Annotated in this window: 23 protein-coding genes and 1 pseudogene; 15 read left to right on the top strand and 9 right to left on the bottom strand. The window is 69.4% G+C overall.

Annotation, left to right across the window (positions count from 1 at the left end; all coding sequences use genetic code 11):
* Complete coding sequence (gene sppA, locus L2Z93_RS16070; protein WP_090588234.1) at nt 1-1,800, top strand: signal peptide peptidase SppA; 1,800 nt, start codon at nt 1-3, stop codon at nt 1,798-1,800.
* Between the two features lie 262 nt (nt 1,801-2,062).
* Nucleotides 2,063-2,644, top strand: a pseudogene (locus L2Z93_RS16065) (MFS transporter); the annotation flags it as partial.
* Here L2Z93_RS16065 and L2Z93_RS16060 read toward each other — a convergent pair.
* Both L2Z93_RS16060 and L2Z93_RS16055 read right to left on the bottom strand, forming a co-directional pair.
* Nucleotides 2,625-3,530: a class I SAM-dependent methyltransferase gene (locus tag L2Z93_RS16060; protein ID WP_090588231.1), complete on the bottom strand. Its 906-nt coding sequence runs from the start codon at nt 3,528-3,530 to the stop codon at nt 2,625-2,627. The pseudogene L2Z93_RS16065 and the gene L2Z93_RS16060 sit on opposite strands and share 20 nt — an antisense overlap.
* Before the next feature lie 10 nt (nt 3,531-3,540).
* The gene (locus L2Z93_RS16055; RefSeq protein WP_090588229.1) at nt 3,541-4,461 is read right to left on the bottom strand and encodes a class I SAM-dependent methyltransferase; all 921 of its coding nucleotides are present in this window, start codon (nt 4,459-4,461) and stop codon (nt 3,541-3,543) included.
* 270 nt (nt 4,462-4,731) lie between these two features.
* On the opposite strand from L2Z93_RS16055, the gene secY reads away from it, so the two are divergent.
* From secY to L2Z93_RS16035, 4 genes are read left to right on the top strand one after another with little or no spacing between them, the layout of a single operon-like run.
* The gene (gene secY / locus L2Z93_RS16050; protein ID WP_090588227.1) at nt 4,732-6,057 is read left to right on the top strand and encodes a preprotein translocase subunit SecY; all 1,326 of its coding nucleotides are present in this window, start codon (nt 4,732-4,734) and stop codon (nt 6,055-6,057) included.
* Complete coding sequence (locus L2Z93_RS16045; RefSeq protein WP_090588224.1) at nt 6,054-6,599, top strand: adenylate kinase; 546 nt, start codon at nt 6,054-6,056, stop codon at nt 6,597-6,599. Before secY ends, L2Z93_RS16045 begins: the two co-directional genes overlap by 4 nt.
* A 6-nt stretch (nt 6,600-6,605) precedes the next feature.
* Nucleotides 6,606-7,406, top strand: a complete 801-nt coding sequence (gene map, locus L2Z93_RS16040; RefSeq protein WP_090588221.1) for a type I methionyl aminopeptidase — start codon at nt 6,606-6,608, stop codon at nt 7,404-7,406.
* A gap of 3 nt (nt 7,407-7,409) precedes the next feature.
* Nucleotides 7,410-7,898, top strand: a complete 489-nt coding sequence (locus tag L2Z93_RS16035) for a MarR family winged helix-turn-helix transcriptional regulator (RefSeq protein ID WP_090588219.1) — start codon at nt 7,410-7,412, stop codon at nt 7,896-7,898.
* 23 nt (nt 7,899-7,921) lie between these two features.
* On the opposite strand, the gene mmsB is transcribed toward L2Z93_RS16035, so the two are convergent.
* From mmsB to rfbB, 5 genes are all read right to left on the bottom strand, one after another.
* On the bottom strand, nt 7,922-8,824 hold the full coding sequence (gene mmsB / locus L2Z93_RS16030) for a 3-hydroxyisobutyrate dehydrogenase (protein WP_090588216.1): 903 nt from the start codon (nt 8,822-8,824) through the stop codon (nt 7,922-7,924).
* 4 nt (nt 8,825-8,828) lie between these two features.
* On the bottom strand, nt 8,829-9,998 hold the full coding sequence (locus tag L2Z93_RS16025) for an acyl-CoA dehydrogenase family protein (protein ID WP_090588214.1): 1,170 nt from the start codon (nt 9,996-9,998) through the stop codon (nt 8,829-8,831).
* On the bottom strand, nt 9,995-11,515 hold the full coding sequence (locus L2Z93_RS16020; protein ID WP_090588211.1) for a CoA-acylating methylmalonate-semialdehyde dehydrogenase: 1,521 nt from the start codon (nt 11,513-11,515) through the stop codon (nt 9,995-9,997). The genes L2Z93_RS16025 and L2Z93_RS16020 overlap by 4 nt, the downstream gene beginning before the upstream one ends.
* Before the next feature lie 93 nt (nt 11,516-11,608).
* Nucleotides 11,609-12,214 (bottom strand): dTDP-4-dehydrorhamnose 3,5-epimerase, encoded by a 606-nt coding sequence (gene rfbC / locus L2Z93_RS16015; RefSeq protein WP_090588208.1) that lies wholly within the window; start codon nt 12,212-12,214, stop codon nt 11,609-11,611.
* Complete coding sequence (gene rfbB, locus L2Z93_RS16010) at nt 12,214-13,212, bottom strand: dTDP-glucose 4,6-dehydratase (protein ID WP_090588205.1); 999 nt, start codon at nt 13,210-13,212, stop codon at nt 12,214-12,216. The genes rfbC and rfbB overlap by 1 nt, the downstream gene beginning before the upstream one ends.
* Before the next feature lie 40 nt (nt 13,213-13,252).
* On the opposite strand from rfbB, the gene L2Z93_RS16005 reads away from it, so the two are divergent.
* From L2Z93_RS16005 to L2Z93_RS15995, 3 genes are read left to right on the top strand one after another with little or no spacing between them, the layout of a single operon-like run.
* The gene (locus L2Z93_RS16005) at nt 13,253-13,582 is read left to right on the top strand and encodes a TfoX/Sxy family protein (protein ID WP_090588202.1); all 330 of its coding nucleotides are present in this window, start codon (nt 13,253-13,255) and stop codon (nt 13,580-13,582) included.
* Nucleotides 13,579-13,836 carry a hypothetical protein gene (locus L2Z93_RS16000; protein ID WP_128111843.1) on the top strand — a complete coding sequence of 86 codons (258 nt, stop codon included), beginning with the start codon at nt 13,579-13,581 and terminating at the stop codon, nt 13,834-13,836. Before L2Z93_RS16005 ends, L2Z93_RS16000 begins: the two co-directional genes overlap by 4 nt.
* Nucleotides 13,814-14,134 carry a dihydrofolate reductase family protein gene (locus tag L2Z93_RS15995; protein ID WP_234786086.1) on the top strand — a complete coding sequence of 107 codons (321 nt, stop codon included), beginning with the start codon at nt 13,814-13,816 and terminating at the stop codon, nt 14,132-14,134. Before L2Z93_RS16000 ends, L2Z93_RS15995 begins: the two co-directional genes overlap by 23 nt.
* Here L2Z93_RS15995 and L2Z93_RS15990 read toward each other — a convergent pair whose 3' ends face one another.
* Entirely contained in the window at nt 14,135-15,655 is a 1,521-nt protein-coding gene (locus L2Z93_RS15990) for a flotillin family protein (RefSeq protein WP_090588195.1), read from the bottom strand.
* Between the two features lie 21 nt (nt 15,656-15,676).
* Complete coding sequence (locus L2Z93_RS15985; protein WP_090588193.1) at nt 15,677-16,183, bottom strand: NfeD family membrane protein; 507 nt, start codon at nt 16,181-16,183, stop codon at nt 15,677-15,679.
* A gap of 262 nt (nt 16,184-16,445) precedes the next feature.
* Here L2Z93_RS15985 and infA point away from each other — a divergent pair, with 262 nt between their 5' ends.
* The 6 genes from infA to L2Z93_RS15955 all read left to right on the top strand — a co-directional run bounded on the left by infA (nt 16,446) and on the right by L2Z93_RS15955 (nt 19,531).
* Nucleotides 16,446-16,667 carry a translation initiation factor IF-1 gene (infA, locus tag L2Z93_RS15980; protein ID WP_003418601.1) on the top strand — a complete coding sequence of 74 codons (222 nt, stop codon included), beginning with the start codon at nt 16,446-16,448 and terminating at the stop codon, nt 16,665-16,667.
* A gap of 73 nt (nt 16,668-16,740) precedes the next feature.
* Nucleotides 16,741-16,854, top strand: a complete 114-nt coding sequence (gene rpmJ, locus L2Z93_RS15975) for a 50S ribosomal protein L36 (protein WP_003879483.1) — start codon at nt 16,741-16,743, stop codon at nt 16,852-16,854.
* A gap of 153 nt (nt 16,855-17,007) precedes the next feature.
* Nucleotides 17,008-17,382 (top strand): 30S ribosomal protein S13, encoded by a 375-nt coding sequence (gene rpsM, locus L2Z93_RS15970; RefSeq protein WP_090588189.1) that lies wholly within the window; start codon nt 17,008-17,010, stop codon nt 17,380-17,382.
* Nucleotides 17,383-17,388: 6 nt separating this feature from the next.
* Nucleotides 17,389-17,799, top strand: coding sequence for a 30S ribosomal protein S11 (gene rpsK, locus L2Z93_RS15965; RefSeq protein ID WP_090588187.1), 411 nt, complete (start codon nt 17,389-17,391; stop codon nt 17,797-17,799).
* 21 nt (nt 17,800-17,820) lie between these two features.
* A complete protein-coding gene (rpsD, locus tag L2Z93_RS15960; RefSeq protein ID WP_090588185.1) occupies nt 17,821-18,426 on the top strand; it encodes a 30S ribosomal protein S4 in 606 nt (201 codons plus the stop codon).
* 52 nt (nt 18,427-18,478) lie between these two features.
* A complete protein-coding gene (locus L2Z93_RS15955) occupies nt 18,479-19,531 on the top strand; it encodes a DNA-directed RNA polymerase subunit alpha (RefSeq protein ID WP_090588182.1) in 1,053 nt (350 codons plus the stop codon).
* Nucleotides 19,532-19,583: the final 52 nt, after the last annotated feature.

Below are 19,583 nucleotides of genomic sequence, written 5' to 3'. Positions count from 1 at the left end.
ATGCCTTCTTTCCTGCCCGGACTGCCGGGGCTGCCCGGACCCGATGACCTCAAGTCGCTGGCCCGCCGCGTCGACACCGCCCGCCACCACGGCATCCCGTCGGGCTGCGTGCTGGAACTCGACCTGACCTCCATCCCGTCGGAGACCGCCGGATTCGACCCGGTGGCCATGGTCGCCGGATTGGCCGGCGCGAAGCGGCCGCTGCTGCTGCGCGAGGTGATCGCCGCCATCCACCGGGCCGCCGACGACGACCGGGTGGCCGGGCTGATCGCCCGGGTGCAGATCGCCGCCGCCCCGCCCGCGCCGACCCAGGAGCTGCGTGACGCGATCGCCGCGTTCACCGCGAAGAAACCGTCGCTGGCCTGGTCTGAGACCTACCCGGGCACGCTGTCCTACTACCTGGCCTCGGCGTTCGGCGAAGTGTGGATGCAGCCTTCGGGCACCGTCGGGCTGATCGGCTTCGCCACCCACCCGTTCTTCCTGCGCCGGGCGCTGGACAAGATCGGCGTCGAGGCGGAGTTCGTCGCCCGCGGCGAGTACAAGTCCGCCGCGTCGATGTTCACCGAGGAGGGCTTCACCGAGGCGCACCGGGAGGCCGACGCCCGGCTGCTGGAAAGCCTGTCCGAGCAGGTCCGCCGCGACATCGCGGTGTCCCGCGGGCTCACCGCCGAAGAGGTCGACGCGCTGGCCGACACCGCGCCGCTGCTGCGCGACGCCGCCGTCGCCGCCAAGCTGGTGGACCGGATCGGGTTCCGCGACGAGGCCTACGCCCGGATCGCCGAGCTGTCCGGGGTCGAGCTCACCGACGGACCCGACGGGGAGGACGCCCCGGACCGGCTCTACCTGGCCCGCTACGCCCGGGCCGGCAAATCAGACCTGCCGACGCCGTCGCTGCCGTCGATCCCGGGCCGCAAGACCGACCCGGTGATCGCGGTGGTCACCCTGTCCGGCCCGATCGTGCCCGGCCGCGGCGGCAAGCCCGGGCTGTTCGGCAGCTCGTCGGCCGGCGGGGACACCATCGGCGCCGCCCTGCGCGAGGCGGCCGCCACGCCGGGCGTCGCCGCGATCGTGCTGCGGGTGGAGAGCCCCGGCGGCTCGGTGACCGCGTCGGAGACCATCTGGCGGGAGGTCGTGCGGGCCCGCGAGGGTGGCGTGCCGGTGGTCGCGTCGATGGGCGCGGTCGCCGCGTCCGGCGGCTACTACGTGTCGATGGCGGCCGACGCCATCGTCGCCAACGCCACCACCCTCACCGGGTCGATCGGGGTGATCACCGGAAAGCTGATCACCCGCGACCTGAAGGACCGGCTCGGCATCACCTCCGGGGAGTTGCGCACCAACGCCAACGCCGACGCCTGGTCGCCGAACGCCCCGTTCACCGAGGCGCAGCTGGCGCAGGTGACCGCCGAAGCGCAGCTGTTCTACGACGACTTCCTGGCCCGCGTCGCCGAGGGCCGCAAGATGACCGTCGAGCAGGTGCACGAGGTGGCCCGCGGCCGGGTGTGGACCGGCGCCGACGCCGCGCAGCGCGGCCTGGTCGACGAGCTCGGCGGGCTGCGCACCGCGATCCGCCGGGCCAAGACGCTGGCCGGCATCGATCCCGACGAGAAGGTGAAGGTCCGGCACCTGCCCGGCTCCTCGCTCAAGGACCTGCTGCGCCCCAAGGCGTCGTCGCAGCCGGCGGCCGCGCTGACCGACCTGATCGGGGCGCGGGCGGTGTCCGCGGTCGGCGAGTTGGTGACCGGCACGAGCGACGCGCTGAGCGGGGCGAACGTGCTGTGGTTGGGCTCCGACCGGTACTGATCCCCGCCCGCCGCGGCACGCCCGGCGTCGGGAGGGCTTTGCGGATTCTCGCCCCGGTCACGTTAACTGGAGGAGTCGGCGGTTCCCGGAACCGTCGGCCCGACCGGAAAATAAGGCCCGGTGCTGCGGGGTTTGGCAGCTGTCAGCCCGCACATGCACCCGTGCGCGAACCCCGTCGAGGTGTTTGCCCGGGGCGCCGTGTCGACCGACACGAGGAGACTGTTCATGCAGTCCGATCAGACGGAATTGACCGACGGCGATCACGCTGCTGACCTACATGCCGACCTACCTGTACCTCAATATCGGGCTGTCCACCGACGCCGCGCTGCTGGTGCCCATCATCGGCATGCTCGCGATGATGGTCTTCCTGCCGGTCGCCGGCGCGGTCTCCGACCGGGTGGGCCGCAAACCACTGTGGTGGTTCTCGCTGATCGGATTGATCGTCGCGGGGATCCCGATGTTCTTGCTGATGGCCACCGGCCCGCTGGGCGCCGTCATCGGCTTCGCGGTGCTCGGACTGCTCTACGTGCCGCAGTTGGCGACGATCTCGGCGGCGTTCCCGGCGATGTTCCCGACCCAGGTGCGCTTCGCCGGATTCGCCATCGCCTACAACGTGTCCACCTCGCTGTTCGGCGGGACCGCGCCCGCGGTCAACGACGCGATGGCGCAGTCCACCGGGGACAACCTGTTCCCGGCCTACTACATGATGGGCGCCTGCCTGATCGGGGCGCTGGCCCTGATCAAGGTGCCCGAGACCGCGCGCTGCCCGATCAGCGGGACCGAGGTCCCCGGCACCCCGGACGCCCCGGCGCAGCTGGAGTACGTCAGCCCAGCCGGCCGCTGACGTAGACGATCTCGCCGAGCGCGTCGTCCAACTCGGGCATCGGACGTTGATGCCGCTCGAACAGTTCGGCGCGTGACAACCCGTCGACCGACCATCCCTGGGCGGTCAGGTATTCCAGCACGTGGCTGCGGTCACCGCGGTAGACCAGTTCGCCGAAGTCCAGATCCAGCCCGGCGTCGCGCATGGCGGCGAACCGCTCCTTGGCGGCCTCGGCGTCGAAGTCGACGATGCCGGGCACATACTCGGTGCCCACCGCGCTGCCGGGCGCGGACAGCGCCAGGATCTGGTCGAACAACCGGTCCTGGGCCTGCGGCGGCAGGTAGATCAGCAGACCCTCGGCCAGCCAGGCGGTCGGCTGCGCGGCGTCGAACCCGGCCGCGGCCAGCGCCGCCGGCCAGTCCTCGCGCAGATCGATCGCCACCGTGCGGCGGGTGGCGGACGGCTGCGCGCCCAGCTCGGCCAGCGTTCGGGTCTTGAACTCGACGACCTCCGGCTGGTCGATCTCGTAGACCACCGTGCCGTCCGGCCAGTCCAGCCGGTAGGCGCGGGAATCCAGGCCCGCGGCCAGGATCACCGCCTGCCGGATCCCGGCCTCGCCGGCGGCCGCGAAGTACTCGTCGAAGAACCGGGTCCGCACCGCCATCCCGTCGACCATCGCCTGATAGCGCTCGGGGGAGGCGTCCGGCATCGCGGAGATGTCCAGCGTGCCGTCCAGCGCCCGGACGAAGAAGTCCATCCCGACGGCGCGCACCAACGGCTCGGCGAACGGGTCGTTGATCAGCGGATTCGGGTCCCGGGTCGCCATCGCCCGGGCTGCGGCGACCATCGTCGCGGTGGCCCCCACGCTGGAAGCCAGATCCCAGCTGTCGTCATCGGTGCGCGCCATGGACGTCTTTCTACCGGATCGCCGAGATGTAGGAGGCGGCGAAGTTGGTTTCGTCGGCCATCGGCTCCAGGCCGTAGGAGGTCAGCAGTTCGTTGGCGGTCTGCTCCGTCGCGGTCCAGCCGCGTTCGGTCAGATACGGCAGCACCTCGGCGCGATCACCGAGGTACACCAGCTGGCTGAAGTCCAGGTCCATGCCGTGCTTGCTCCAGCGCTGCTTCGCCTGCTCCATCCGGGCCTTGACCTTCTCGTCGTTGAAATCGACGCCGACCGAGGGCACCGCTTCCACCGCGAACCGGCTGCCGGCCGGGCTGAGCGCGGTGAGCTGGTCGATCAGCCGGTCCTGGGCGTCCGGCGGCAGGTAGCCCAGCAGACCCTCGGCGATCCAGGCGGTCGGCCGGCTGGCGTCGAAACCGGCCGCGGCCAGCGCGGCCGGCCAGTCCTGCCGCAGGTCGATGGCGACGGTGCGCAGGTCGACGGTGGGGGAGGCGCCCAGGCCGGTCAGGGTGGTGGTCTTGAACGCGATCACCTCGGGCTGGTCGATCTCGTAGACGACCATGTCGGCCGGCCACTGCAGCCGCCAGCCCCGCGCGTCCAGGCCGGAGGCCAGGATCACCGCCTGCCGGACCCCGGCGTCGACGGCGTCGGCGAAGAATTCGTCGAAGAACCGGGTGCGGGCGGCCATCCCGTCGGGAAAGCGCCGCATGCTGGTGACCGAATCGGCCTCGTCATCGTCCTCGTCGAGCGGGAGTTCGCCGTCGGCGAACTTGGTGAAGAACTCCAGCCCGACGGCGCGCACCAGCGGGGCGGCGAACGGGTCGTTGATGATGGCGTCCGGGGCGGCGCTGGCCACCGCGCGGGCGGCGGCCACCGCGGTCGCGGTGGCGCCCACGCTGGAAGCCAGGTCCCAGCTGTCGTCGTCGGTGCGGGGCATGAGGTGACCTCGAATCTGTGCGGGGGCGGATGGTCCGGCGGAGCCGGAAAGTAGTTAGCGGATGTAAACGACAGTACGCGCGGGTTCGCGCCGCCGTCGGCGGGTTCTGGCGGCGCCCGTGCGAACTGTTACTCTCAGAAGCTGTTTGACGCCCGCGTTCTGCCGGCTTCCGGTCAGGGGGGATCGGGGCGCGAACGCACAGAACAACCGACGCTGGTCCGTCCAGCCACATCGGCATGCCGCGACCCGCTGGCTGTCCAGGAGGAATGAGTGCTCTCGGCTTTTATCTCGTCGCTGCGGACACCGGACCTGAGGCGGAAGATCCTTTTCACCCTCGGCATCGTGCTGCTCTACCGGGTCGGCGCAACGCTGCCGTCCCCGGGGGTGAACACCCGCAACGTCCACCAGTGCATCGACATCATCAACTCGGGTGACTCCGCGCAGCTCTACTCGCTGATCACGCTGTTCTCCGGCGGCGCGCTGCTGCAATTGGCGGTGTTCGCCGTCGGCGTCATGCCCTACATCACCGCCAGCATCATCGTGCAGCTGCTGACCGTGGTCATCCCGCGCTTCGAACAGTTGCGCAAGGAAGGCCAGGCCGGCCAGGCGAAGATGACGCAGTACACCCGCTACCTGTCGATCGCGCTGGCGATCCTGCAGTCCACCAGCATCGTGGCGCTGGCCGCCAACGGTGGCCTGATGCAGGGCTGCGACCTGGACATCCTGACCGACGACAGCATCTTCACCCTGTTCACCATCGTCGTGGTGATGACCGCGGGCGCCGCGCTGGTGATGTGGATGGGCGAGCTGATCACCGAGCGCGGCATCGGCAACGGCATGTCGCTGCTGATCTTCGCCGGCATCGTGGCCCGCATCCCGTCCGAGGGCAAGTCCATCCTGGACGACCGCGGCCCCACCACCTTCGCCCTGGTCTGTGTGGCCGCGCTGGCGATCCTGATCGGCGTGGTGTTCGTCGAGCAGGGCCAGCGCCGCATCCCCGTGCAGTACGCCAAGCGCATGGTCGGCCGCAAGATGTACGGCGGCACCTCCACCTACCTGCCGCTGAAGGTCAACCAGGCCGGCGTCATCCCGGTCATCTTCGCCTCGTCGCTGATCTACATCCCGCACCTGGTCACCCAACTGGTGCAGAGCGGCAGCGGCGGCGCCGGCAACAGCTGGTGGGAGAAGTTCGTCGCGGGCCACCTGACCAACCCGGCGGACCCGATCTACATCGCCGTCTACTTCGGCATGATCATCTTCTTCACCTACTTCTACGTCTCCATCACGTTCAACCCCGACGAGCGGGCCGACGAGATGAAGAAGTTCGGTGGATTCATCCCCGGCATCCGCCCGGGCAAGCCCACCGCCGACTACCTGCGCTACGTGCTCAGCCGCATCACCCTGCCCGGCTCGATCTACCTGGGCGTGATCGCCGTGCTGCCGAACCTCTTCCTGCAGATGGGTGGCGGCAACACTCTGCAGAACCTGCCGTTCGGCGGTGTCGCCGTTCTGATCATGATCGGCGTCGGTCTCGATACGGTTAAGCAGATCGAGAGCCAGCTCATGCAGCGCAACTACGAAGGGTTCCTCAAGTGAGAATTGTTCTTCTCGGCGCTCCCGGCGCCGGCAAAGGCACCCAGGCCGTCAAACTTGCCGAGACGCTCGGCGTCCCGCAGATCTCCACCGGCGACCTGTTCCGGCACAACATCAGCACCGGCACCGCGCTCGGCGTCGAAGCCAAGCGCTACCTGGACGCCGGCGACCTGGTCCCGGCTGAGCTGACCAATGCCCTGGTCGACGACCGGCTGGACCAGCCGGATGCCGCCAACGGGTTCATCCTGGACGGCTACCCCCGCTCCGTCGAGCAGGCCGAGGCGCTGGCGGCGATGCTGGCCAAGCGCGGCCTGGCGCTCGACGCGGTGGTGGAGTTCCGGGTGCCCGAAGAGGAGCTGGTGTCCCGGCTGATGGGCCGCGGCCGCGCCGACGACACCGAAGAGGTCATCCGGAACCGGTTCAAGGTGTACGACACCGAGACCGCGCCGCTGTTGGACTACTACGCCGCCGACGTGAAGACCGTCGACGCCGTCGGTGAGCTCGACGAGGTGTTCGCCCGGGCGCTGCAGGCACTGGGCCGGTAACTGCTGATGGGCTTCGCCGGGCTGCGGACCCGCAAGGTGGTGCCGACCCGCACCGCCGCCGAACTGGACGCGATGGCCGCGGCCGGGGCGCTGGTCGCCGCCGCGCTGGCCGCCGTCCGGGAGGCCGCGCGGCCCGGCGAGTCGACGCTGGGCCTGGACCTGATCGCCGAGACGGTGATCCGCGACGGCGGCGGCATCCCGTCGTTCCTCGGCTACCACGGCTTCCCGGCCACCATCTGCGCCTCGGTCAACGATCGGGTGGTGCACGGCATCCCGTCGGCCGGCGACGTGCTCGCCGACGGGGACCTGGTGTCCATCGACTGCGGCGCGGTCCTGGGCGGCTGGCACGGCGACTCCGCGGTGACCTTCGGGATCGGCGAGCTGAGCGAGGCCGACGCCGCGCTGAGCGAGGCCACCCGGCTGTCGCTGGAGGCCGGCATCGCCGCGATGCTGCCCGGCAACCGGCTGACGGACGTCTCGCACGCCATCGAGCAGGGCACCAAGGCCGCCGAGAAGCAGTTGGGCCGGCGCTTCGGCATCGTCTCCGGCTACGGCGGTCACGGCATCGGCCGAGAGATGCACATGGACCCGTTCCTGGCCAACGAGGGCGCGCCCGGCAAGGGCCCGCTGCTGGCGGTCGGATCGGTGCTGGCCATCGAGCCGATGCTGACCCTGGGCGCCACCAAGACCAAGATCCTCGCCGACAACTGGACCGTGGTCACCGCCGACGGTTCCCGCGCGGCGCACTGGGAGCACACCGTCGCCGTCACCGAGGACGGCCCGCGGGTCCTGACCGCCGCGGTGTGATCGGTGACTGACGACCCCATCGCCGTCGCCCGGGCGAACTGGGCGAAGGCCGGCTGGGGCGACGTCGCCGACGGCATGGTGGCGGTGACCTCGGTGATGCGGGCCCACCAGATCCTGCTGGCCCGGGTGGAGACCGCGCTGCGGCCCTACGATCTGAGCTTCTCCCGCTTCGAGTTGCTGCGGCTGCTGGCCTTCAGCCGGACCGGCGCGCTGCCCATCGCGAAGGCGTCGGCGCGGCTGCAGGTGCACGTCACCAGCGTCACGCACGCCATCCGGCGCCTCGAGTCCGCCGGGCTGGTCTCCCGCGCGCCGCATCCCACCGACGGCCGCACCACCCTGGTGGCGATCACCTCGGCGGGCCGGGAGCTGGTCGAGCGGGCCACTGTGACACTCAACGAGCAGGTGTTCGCCGACATCGGCGTGTCACCCGAGCAGTCCCGGGCACTGGTCGGCGCCATCGACGCTCTGCGCCACAGCGCGGGCGACTACTAGCGGGCTCTGATTGGCGGGCCTCCTCATCGCGGCTCGTTCCACGCCGCTTGATCGTCGCCTCGCAGGGTCTCGATGACGGCGGAGAAGTCCAGTCCGGCGTGCTGCTCGCCGAACTCGGCGTAGATCGTCGCCGCGTGGCTGCCCAGCGGCGCCGCGGACCCCGTCGAGCGCACCGCGTCCATCGCCAGTTGCAGGTCCTTGTTCATCAGCGCGGTGGCGAACCCCGGCTTGAAGTCATTGTTGGCCGGCGAGGTCGGAACGGGGCCGGGCACCGGACAGTTGGTGTGCACCGCCCAGCAATTCCCGGTGGCGCCGGTGATCACGTCGAACAGCGACTGCGCGCTCAAGCCCAGGCGTTCGGCCAGCACGAACGCCTCCCCGACGGCGATCTGCTGCACCGCCAGCACCATGTTGTTGCACACCTTGGCGGCCTGACCGGCGCCCGCGGCCCCGCAGTGCACCACCTTGGCGGCCATCGGCTCCAGCACCGGCCGGGCCGCGGCCACCGCGTCCTCGGCGCCGCCGACCATGAACGCCAGGGTGCCTGCCACCGCCCCCTTGACCCCGCCGGACACCGGCGCGTCGAGCTGGCCGAACCCGGCCGCGGTGGCCCGCGCGTTGACCTCGCGGGCGTCGTCGACGGAGATGGTCGAGCTGTCGATGAGCAGCGCGCCCGGCGGCGCGGCGGGCAGGATCTCCGCGTAGCAGCCTTTGACCAGGTCCCCGTTGGGCAGCATGGTGATGACCACCTGCGCGCCCGCCACCGCTTCGGTGACACTGCCGCAGACGGTGACACCGGCCTCCGTCGCGGCCTGCGCGGCCGCCGGGACCGGGTCGAAACCGCGCACTTCCAGCCCGGCGGCGACCAGGTTCTTCGCCATCGGTCCGCCCATGTTCCCCAGCCCGAGGAACGCCACCGTCGTCATCGGCTCAGTCCTTTCCGTCGGCGCGAGCGGCTTCGGCGCGCCCGACCACCACTTTCATGATCTCGTTCGTGCCCTCCAGGATGCGGTGCACCCGCAGGTCCCGGACGATCTTCTCCACCCCGTACTCGCGCAGATATCCGTAGCCGCCGTGCAGCTGCAGCGCCGCGTCGGCGACGCCGAAGCAGGTGTCGGTCACGTAGCGCTTGGCCATCGCGCACAATTCGACCTTGTCGGGCGCGTCGGCGTCCAGGGCCGCCGCGGCCCGCCACAGCATCAGCCGGGAGGTCTCCAGGCCGGTAGCCATATCGGCCAGGGCGAACCGGATGGTCGGTTCGTCGATCAGTTTGGCGCCGAACGCGTCCCGGTCCCGGACGTAGCCGCGGGCCTTCTCGTAGGCGGTGCGCGCGCCGCCCAGGGAGCAGGCCGCGATATTGAGCCGGCCGCCGTTGAGACCGTTCATCGCGATGCCGAACCCGGCGCCCTCGCCGCGCGCGCCGCCGAGCATGGCCGAGGCCGGCACCCGCACGCCTTCGAGGATCACCTGCGCGGTGGGTTGGGCGTTCCAGCCCATCTTCGCCTCGCTCGTCCCGAAACCCAGGCCGGGCGTGTCGCGCTCGACCAGGAACGCCGAGATGCCGCGGGGGCCGTCGGCGCCGGTGCGGGCCATCACCACGTACAGATCCGAGGCCCCGGCGCCGGAGATGAACTGCTTGACCCCGTCGAGCACGTAGTGCTCCCCGTCGCGCACCGCGCGGGTCCGCAGCGCCGCGGCGTCACTGCCGGCGCCCGGCTCGGTCAGGCAGTAGCTCGCCATCACGTCCATGCTCGCCAGCCGGGGGATCCACTGCTCCCGTTGCTCGTCGTCGCCGTACCGGTCGACCATCCACGCGCACATGTTGTGGATGGACAGGAAGGAGGCGATCACCGGGTCGGCGGCGGCCAGCTCGGTGAAGATCCGCACCGCGTCGATCCGGCGCAGCCCGGCCCCGCCGAGGTTCTCGTCGCAGTAGATGGCGGCCATGCCGAGCTCGGCGGCCGCGCGCAGCACGTCGACGGGGAAGTGCTTGGTGGCGTCCCACTCCAGCGCGTGCGGCGCGATGCGCTTGGCGGCGAACGCGGCGGCGGTGTCGATCAGCACCCGGTCGTCATCGTCGGTGTCGAATGCGGCGCTCATTTGAAGGTGGGGATGACGAATTCGGCGCCGTCCTTGATGCCCGACGGCCAGCGCTCGGTGACGGTCTTGACCTTGGTGTAGAACTGGATCGAGGCGGTGCCGTACTGGTTCAGGTCGCCGAAGCCGGAGCGCTTCCAGCCGCCGAAGCTGTGGTAGGACACCGGCACCGGGATCGGCACATTCACCCCCACCATGCCGACCTGCACGCGGGACACGAAGTCGCGGGCGGTGTCGCCGTCGCGGGTGAAGATCGCCACCCCGTTGCCGTACTCGTGCTCGGTGGGCAGGGCGAGCGCCTCTTCGTAGCTGCCGGCTCGCACGATGCACAGCACGGGGCCGAAGATCTCGTCGGTGTAGATCGACATGTCGGAGGTGACGTGGTCGAACAGGGTGGGGCCGATGAAGAACCCGTTCGACAGGTCCTCGCCGTCGAAGCTCAATTCGGTGGCGCCGCGCTCCCGGCCGTCGACCACCAGGTCCGCGCCGGCCTCCACGCCCTGGCCGATGTAGTCGCGCACCCGCTGCAGCGCGGCGCCGGTGACCAGCGGGCCGTAGTCGGCCTTGGGGTCCAGGCTGTGTCCGACGCGCAGCGCTTCGATGCGCTCGACCAGCCGGTTGCGGAGCCGGTTGGCGGTCTCCTCGCCGACCGGAACCGCGACGGAGATCGCCATGCAGCGCTCGCCCGCGCTGCCGTAGCCGGCCCCGATCAGCGCGTCGACGGCCTGGTCCAGATCGGCGTCGGGCATCACGATCATGTGGTTCTTCGCCCCGCCGAAGCACTGCGCGCGCTTGCCGTGGGCGGCCGCGCCGGAATAGATGTACTGGGCGATGTCGGAGGAGCCGACGAAACCGATGGCCTTGATGTCCGGGTGTTCGATGATCGCGTCGACGGCTTCCTTGTCGCCGTTGACCACCTGCAGGACTCCGGGCGGCAACCCGGCCTCGATGAACAGCTCCGCCAGCCGCAGCGGCACCGACGGGTCCCGCTCGGAGGGTTTGAGGATCAGCGCGTTGCCGCAGGCCAGCGCCGGGCCGGCTTTCCACAGCGGGATCATCGCGGGGAAGTTGAACGGGGTGATGCCGGCGACGACGCCCAGTGGCTGGCGCATCGAGTACACGTCGATGCCGGACCCGGCGCCCTCGGTGAACTCGCCCTTGAGCAGGTGCGGGATGCCGACGGCGAATTCGATCACCTCGATGCCGCGTTGGATGTCGCCGTGGCTGTCGGCGACGGTCTTGCCGTGCTCTTTTGACAGCAGTTCGGCCAGTTCGTCGGCGTTGGCGTTGACCAGCTCGATGAACTTCATCAGCACCCGGGCGCGGCGCTGCGGATTCCAGGCCGCCCACTCCTTCTGGGCTGCGACAGCGGAGCCGACGGCGGCGTCGACATCGGCGGCCGAGGCGAGCAGCACCTGGGCCTGCGCGGCGCCGGTGCTCGGGTCCAGCACGTCGGCGCTGCGGGTGGAGTTCAGCGTGGTGCGCGCGCCGTCGACGAAGTGCGGGATGGTGGCTGTCATGGGGTCCTCACCGTGAATTACTTGCATATCCTAGTAATTTGGGAATGGTAGGCCCCACCGCCGGTTCTCCGCAAGGGAATGCCGCGTTCGGTCTTAGGGAAGCCGCCCGATGAACGCCTGCGTCTCATCCCAGGACGGCAACAGCCCCGCGGCGGCCACCTCGGCCAGCGACGGCGCGTCCCGGTCGCGGGGGGATTGGGTGTGCGTCGCCCCGAACACGGTGTCCGGCCACACGATCCCGATCTCCGGGTCCGTCGCGGCGATGGTGTGCTCCCGGTCCGGGGCGTAGCCCGCCGAGCACAGGTACATCACCGTCGCGTCGTCCTCGAGCGCCAGGAAACCGTGCGCCAGCCCCTCCGCCAGGTACACCGAGTTGTGTTTCTGCTCGGAGAGGGTGACCGCGTCCCAGCGGCCGAACGTGGGCGAACCCACCCGGATGTCGACGACGACGTCGTAGACCGATCCGCGCAGGCAGGTGACGTACTTGGCTTGGCTCGGCGGTAGTTGCGCGAAGTGCAGCCCGCGCAGCACACCCGCCGAGGACGTCGAGCAGTTTGCCTGCCGCAGATCCAGCCGGTGTCCGGTCATCGCGGTGAACTCCGCGTCGGTGAACCATTCGAAGAACGACCCGCGGTCATCGCCGTGCGCCCTCGGGGTGAGCTCCCACGCGCCGGGGATGCCCAATTCGCGAAACGCCATCATTGTCCCCGTTCGGTGTAGCCGGCTTCGACGGCGTCCTTCAGCGGCGCCCACCAGGCCTCGTTGGCGCGGTACCAGTCCACCGTGGCCGCGAGCGCGGCGGGGAAGTCGGTGTGCGCCGGCGCCCAGCCCAGCTCCTCACGCAGCGCCGAGGAGTCGATCGCATACCGCAGGTCATGCCCGGCCCGATCGGCGACGTGGTCGAAATCGTCCGGGTCGTGGCCCATGATCTCCAGCAGGGTCTGCAGCACGGCGAGGTTGGAGCGTTCGCAGTCCGCGCCGATCAGATAGGTCTGCCCGATCCGCCCGCCGGCCAGGATGGCTCGCACCGCGGCATTGTGGTCCTCGACGTGGATCCAGTCCCGCACGTTCGCGCCGGCGCCGTAGAGCTTGGCGCGCCGGCCGGTCAGCAGGTTGGTGATCTGGCGCGGGATGAACTTCTCCACGTGCTGGTACGGGCCGAAGTTATTCGAGCAGTTCGACAGCGTCGCTGCCACACGAAAGGAGCGCACCCAAGCCCGCACCAGCATGTCCGAGCCGGCCTTGGTCGCCGAGTACGGGCTCGACGGGTTGTACGGGGTGTCCGCGGTGAAGCGGATGTCCGGGGCGTCCAGCGGCAGGTCGCCGTAGACCTCGTCGGTGGAGATGTGGTGCAGCCGGGTGCCGTGCCGGCGCACCGCCTCCAGGATCGTGAAGGTGCCGACGAGATTGGACTGGACGAACGCCGACGGCCCGGTCAGCGAGTTGTCGACGTGGGTTTCGGCGGCGAAGTGCACGACGGCGTCGGCGCCGGCGACCAGCTCGTCGACCAGCGCGGCGTCGGTGATGTCGCCGACCACCAGCTCCACCGCCTCCCCGAGCGGCGCGAGGGTGTCCGCGCTGCCCGCGTAGGTCAGCGAGTCGACGACGGTGATCTGGTCTCCAGGATTTTCGTTGGCCCAGGAGTGTGTGAAGTTCGCGCCGATGAACCCCGCACCACCGGTCACCAGCAAACGCATGCGCCCAATGCTAGAGCGCGGACGGGCGTAGCTTTGGCACATGCGCTTCGACGCGGATCTCGCCGCCCGAGTGCGGGCTGTGCTGGACGGCCGGCCCTCGTTGAGCGAGAAGGCGATGTTCGGCGCGCTGGCGTTCCTGCTCGACGGGCGTATTGCCGTCGTCGTCAATGCCAGCGGCCTCTGGGTCCGGGTCGGCGACGCGGCGGCCGCCGCGGAGCTGCTGCGGACCACCCCGGCTCGCCCGGCCGAGATGGGGGCCAAGGAGATGCGCGGTTGGGTCCAGGTGGACGCTCAGCATCTGCGGACCGCGCTCGACCTCGAGGAGTGGATTGCCATCGGAACCGCGGTCGCTGGCAGCATGGGGCCATGACCCGTCCCAAGATCATCTGCCACATGCACACCCTGCTCAACGGGAAGATCGACGGCATCGCCAACCCGACCGAGCGCGGCATGATCGCCCAGCGTGAGTACTTCAACCTGATCCGGAACGCTGCCCTGGCGGCAGAACAGCTTCGACTACTTCGACGCGAAAACGCACATCGTCGAGCTCCTCAGTGCGCAGGCGAGCGACACCTACAAGGCGCACCTGCGCTCGATCGGGGTGTCCTACCTGATCGCCGGTGAGGACCGCCTCGACATGGAGTTGGCGGTCCGCAAGATCGGTGAGGCCTTCGGCGTCGACGAGGTCATCCTCGGCGGCGGCGCGAACCTGAACTGGTCGATGATCCGCGACGGCCTCTGCGACGAGGTCTCACTGGTCCTGATGCCCGTCGCCGACGGCGAGAACCACACCAACTCCGTGTTCGAGGCCAACGAGAAGTACTCCGCCGCCGTGCCCATCGGGTTCACGCTGCTCGGCGTGCAGGCCCTCGACGACGGCAGCGTCTGGCTGCGCTACTCCGTCGACGGCCCGGTCAGCTAGCTAGTCCTTGGTCTCGGTCGGCGCCAGCATGGCCCCCAGATCGATCCCCGAGGACTTCAGCGCCTCGACGATCTTGGCCACCGCCAGCGGGCTCACACCCAGCAGTCCGCCGACGGAGTCCTGGGCGTCCGAGGACCCGCCGATAATCGACATCCGGTCGATGGAGGCCAGCGGCATCGCGGCCGCCTCGGTGGCCTTGACCACCGAGTTCAGCACGTCGGGCAGGGTCTGCAGTCGGGCGGCCTCCGGGCTGAAGCTGTTCAGCGCCGCGGCGACCTCCTTCTTGCCCTCCGCCTCGGCGAACAGCCGCGCCTTGATGCCGTCGGCCTCGGCCATCAGCTCGGCCTTGGTGCCTTCGGCCTTGGCGGTCAGCTCGGCCTTGGTGCCCTCGGCCTTGGCCAGCAGCTCCGCGCGGGTGCCGTCGGCCTGGGCCTGGCGTTCCACCCGCAGCGCGTCGGCGGCGGCCTTGCGGGCGTCGGCCTCAGCCTCACCGGCCTGACGGGCGGCCGCGGCGCTGGCCTCGGCGGCCAGGATCGCGGACTGACGACGGCCCTCGGCCAGCTTGATGTCGGCCTGGCGCTGCGCCTCGGCGGGCGCGATCACGTCAGCCTGCAGCGCGGCCTGGGCCTGCTCGCTGCGGCGCTGCTCCACCTCGATGCGGGCCTGCACCCGGGCGGCTTCGGCCTGCTCGACGGCGATGCCGACGTCCTTCTGCGCGCGGGCGTTGGCCAGCGGTCCGGCCTGATCTGCCTGAGCGTTCTCCGCCTCGGTCTGGGCGCGCAGCCGGGCCAGTTCCACATCGCGGCGCTGGTTGGCCGAGGCGATCGCGGTGTCGGCCTCGGCCTGGGCGACCGCGCCGGCCTGGCGGGCCTTGGCGGATTCGATCTGCGCGTCCCGCTCGGCCTCGGCGGTGCCGATCGCGGCGTCCCGCTTGACCTCGGCGATCCGGCGCTGGCCGAGGGACTCCAGATACTGGTTTCGGTCGGAGATGCCGGCGATCTTGAGCACGTCGACCTCCATGCCGATACGGGCCAGGTCGCCGCCGGCTTCCTCGACCACCGAGCGGGCCAGCGAGTCGCGGTTGGAGTTCAGGTCCTCGACCGTCATCGTCGCGGTGATGCCGCGCAGCGAACCGGACAGGATCTCGTTGATCTGTCGGCGCAGCTCCTCCTGGTCGGAGGTGAGGAAGCGCTGCACGGCGGTCTGCACGGCCTCATCGGCCGATCCGATGCGGACCAGGCCGACAGCCTCGACGTTGACCGGCACGCCGTTGCTGCTCAGCGCGTTCTGCAGGTTGATGTTGACGTTGAACGGCTCCAGGCTCATGATGTCGACCCGCTCGATGCCGGGCATCCGGAACCGCGCCCCGCCGCGCACCACCTTCGGGGTGCCGCGGCCGGTGAACACCGCCACCTCGTTCGGCGGCACCTTGATGTAGTTCTTCACATAGATCAGCGGCAGCGCGACCAGCAACAACAGCGCCGCCACGGCGGCGATGACGACGATCATCAGCGTGGACATGGTTCAAGACCCCCTGGTCGGTTAAATCGCCTGAACGGCGACGACGTGAACGAACTCGGAGTCCACATCGGCGATGTAGATCCGGGTGGATTTGGGCAGCGCTTCGGGTTCGGCGGTGATGGCCCGGGCGCGCACCCGGTTGCCGTCGGGGTCGACGAAGGACACCTCGCCCCAGCCGTCGGCCGGCACATCCAGAGTCACTTCGCCGAGCAGGCCGATGTAGGACGCCCGGCCGCGATGGGAGTTGGCTTCCTGCCGGCGCAGGTAGGGCAGCAGCAGCCCCTGCAGCGCGAACATCAGCGCGACGCCGCTGCCGGCGGCGATCAGGCCGGAGCCCAGCCCGCCGAGCCCGGCCCAGCCGCTGACCAGCCCGCCGGCCCCCGCACCCAGCAGGCCGGCGGACAGCCCGGTCAGGCTCAGGAACGGCAGCCCGTCGTGCGTCCCGCCGAGGTCGATGTCGGTGAGCAGCAGCGTCACCAGCACGGCGATCCCGCCGATTGCGAACATCGCCACGTACGCTGTGGTCACAGGGTCCTTTCCGGCCGCGCGGGGAAGTCGTTGAACTCATTGTCTCATCGCGGCGGGGGTGTGGTCGCCGCGATTTTGGCGGGCGGGGATGCAGCGGGTATCGTGGGCAGACGGTGCGGTCGTCGCGCCGGCTTTTTTGTGTGTTTTCTTCGTTCGGCGGAATGCCCTGGTAGGAGCCCACGTTCTTAGTCGGTGCGCCTGCTGTTCCCGCACAGGTGCTCCCACCAGATACGAAACCGAAACGACAGGATCGTCACACAGTATGGCCAAGAAAGACGGCGCCATCGAGGTCGAGGGCCGCGTGGTCGAACCCCTGCCCAATGCGATGTTCCGCATTGAGCTGGAGAACGGACACAAGGTGCTCGCCCACATCAGTGGCAAGATGCGGCAGCACTACATCCGCATCCTGCCGGAGGACCGGGTGGTCGTGGAGTTGTCTCCCTACGACCTGTCCCGCGGCCGCATTGTCTACCGCTACAAGTAGCACCTGAAGTAACCGACCGTGGTTGCGGGCGCGCGCGCCCGCAACACCTGAAAGAACGAAGGATCGAACAGCCGTGAAGGTGAACCCGAGCGTCAAGCCGATCTGCGACAAGTGCAGGGTGATCCGCCGGCATGGGCGGGTCATGGTGATCTGCTCCGATCCCCGCCACAAGCAGCGGCAGGGCTAAGACCCGCGCAAGCAGCACCCACAACTGAATTGATGAACTCCCAGCACCACCCGAGTGATTCGCACTCGACACACGTCCGGCACGGAGGCCGGACCCCGATGAGGGGAACGGGCTGGGACCAGACCTCCGCAATGAAGAAGGAAGAACTGCCACATGGCACGTCTCATGGGCGTCGACCTCCCGCGCGATAAGCGCATGGAGATCGCGTTGACCTACATCTACGGCATCGGCCGTACCCGCTCCCAGGAAATCCTGGACGCCACCGGCATCTCGCGGGACCAGCGCACCAAGGACCTCACCGATGATCAGGTGACCCAGCTGCGCGACTACATCGAGGGCAACCTCAAGGTGGAAGGCGATCTGCGCCGCGAGGTGCAGGCCGATATCCGCCGCAAGATCGAGATCGGCTGCTACCAGGGCCTGCGGCACCGCCGCGGCCTGCCTGTCCGCGGCCAGCGAACCAAGACCAACGCGCGCACCCGCAAGGGTCCGAAGCGCACCATCGCCGGCAAGAAGAAGGCCAGGTAAGCAGATATGCCTCCGCAGAAATCCGCCGCCAAGCGCGGCAAGACCACCACTCGGCGCAAGGAAAAGAAGAACGTTCCGCACGGCGCCGCGCACATCAAGAGCACCTTCAACAACACCATCGTTTCGATCACCGACCCCCAGGGCAACGTGATCGCGTGGGCGTCCTCGGGTCACGTGGGCTTCAAGGGTTCGCGCAAGTCGACCCCGTTCGCCGCCCAGCTGGCCGCCGAGAACGCCGCCCGCAAGGCGCAGGAGCACGGCGTCAAGAAGGTCGACGTGTTCGTCAAGGGCCCGGGTTCGGGCCGCGAAACCGCCATCCGCTCGCTGCAGGCCGCCGGCCTGGAGGTCGGGCAGATCTCCGACGTCACGCCGCAGCCGCACAACGGTTGCCGTCCGCCCAAGCGGCGCCGGGTCTAGGGCTAGAGAGGACTTAAGAACATGGCTCGTTACACCGGACCCGTCACCCGCAAGTCGCGCCGCCTCGGCGTCGACCTCGTCGGCGGCGATCAGTCGTTCGAAAAGCGCCCCTACCCGCCCGGCCAGCACGGCCGCGCGCGGATCAAGGAGAGCGAATACCGCCTGCAGCTGCAGGAGAAGCAGAAGGCCCGCTTCACCTACGGCGTGATGGAGAAGCAGTTCCGCCGCTACTACGAGGAAGCGGTTCGCAAGCCGGGTAAGACCGGCGAGAACCTGCTGCAGATCCTGGAGAGCCGGCTGGACAACGTCGTGTACCGCGCCGGTCTGGCGCGCACCCGCCGGATGGCCCGCCAGCTGGTCAGCCACGGGCACTTCACCGTCAACGGCGTGAAGGTCGACGTCCCCAGCTACCGGGTGTCGCAGTACGACATCGTCGACGTCCGCGACAAGTCGCTGAACACCGACCCGTTCATCATCGCCCGGGAGACCGCCGGCGATCGTCCGATCCCGTCCTGGATTCAGGTCGTCGGCGAGCGTCAGCGCATCCTGGTCCACCAGCTGCCCGAGCGCGCACAGATCGACGTGCCGCTGACCGAGCAGCTGATCGTCGAGCTCTACTCGAAGTAATCACCCCCAACCGGCATCAAATAGCGGGTGCCGAGAAGGAGAAACACCACCCATGCTGATCTCTCAGCGACCCACCCTCAGCGAAGAGACGCTGGCCGACAACCGGTCCCAGTTCGTCATCGAGCCGTTGGAGCCGGGCTTCGGCTACACCCTCGGCAACTCGCTGCGCCGCACCCTGCTGTCGTCCATCCCGGGCGCGGCGGTCACCAGCATCCGGATCGACGGCGTGCTGCACGAGTTCACCACCGTCCCCGGGGTGAAGGAAGACGTCACCGACATCATCCTGAACCTCAAAAGCCTGGTCGTCTCCTCGGAAGAGGACGAGCCGGTCACCATGTACCTGCGCAAGCAGGGCCCCGGTGAGGTCACCGCCGCCGACATCGTGCCGCCGGCCGGTGTCACCGTGCACAACCCGGATCTGCACATCGCCACCCTGAACGACAAGGGCAAGCTCGAGGTCGAGCTCGTCGTCGAGCGCGGCCGCGGGTACGTCCCGGCCGTGCAGAACAAGGCCTCCGGCGCGGAGATCGGCCGCATCCCGGTCGACTCCATCTACTCGCCGGTGCTGAAGGTCACCTACAAGGTGGAGGCCACCCGCGTCGAGCAGCGCACCGACTTCGACAAGCTGATCCTCGACGTCGAGACCAAGAACTCGATCAGCCCGCGCGACGCCTTGGCGTCGGCCGGCAAGACCCTGGTCGAGCTGTTCGGTCTGGCCCGTGAGCTCAACGTCGACGCCGAGGGCATCGAGATCGGCCCGTCGCCGCAGGAAGCCGACCACATCGCCAGCTTCGCGCTGCCGATCGACGACCTGGACCTGACGGTGCGTTCCTACAACTGCCTCAAGCGCGAGGGTGTGCACACCGTCGGCGAGCTGGTGGCGCGCACGGAGTCCGATCTGCTGGACATCCGCAACTTCGGCCAGAAGTCCATCGACGAGGTGAAGATCAAGCTGCATCAGCTGGGTCTGGCCCTCAAGGACTCCCCGGCCACCTTCGATCCGTCCGAGGTCGCCGGCTACGACGTCGCCACCGGCACCTGGACCAGCGACGCCGGCTACGACCTGGACGACAACCAGGACTACGCCGAGACCGAGCAGCTGTAACCCCCAGGGTCACCTGACCCGATCCGTCCCGGTCCTACCTGATACGGGGACC

Origin of the sequence: Mycolicibacterium brumae (assembly GCF_025215495.1) — a bacterium.
Taxonomy (GTDB): Bacteria; Actinomycetota; Actinomycetes; order Mycobacteriales; family Mycobacteriaceae; genus Mycobacterium; species Mycobacterium brumae.
Note: the sequence above shows the minus strand (reverse complement) of the source record. Positions and strands in the feature narration are given on the sequence as shown.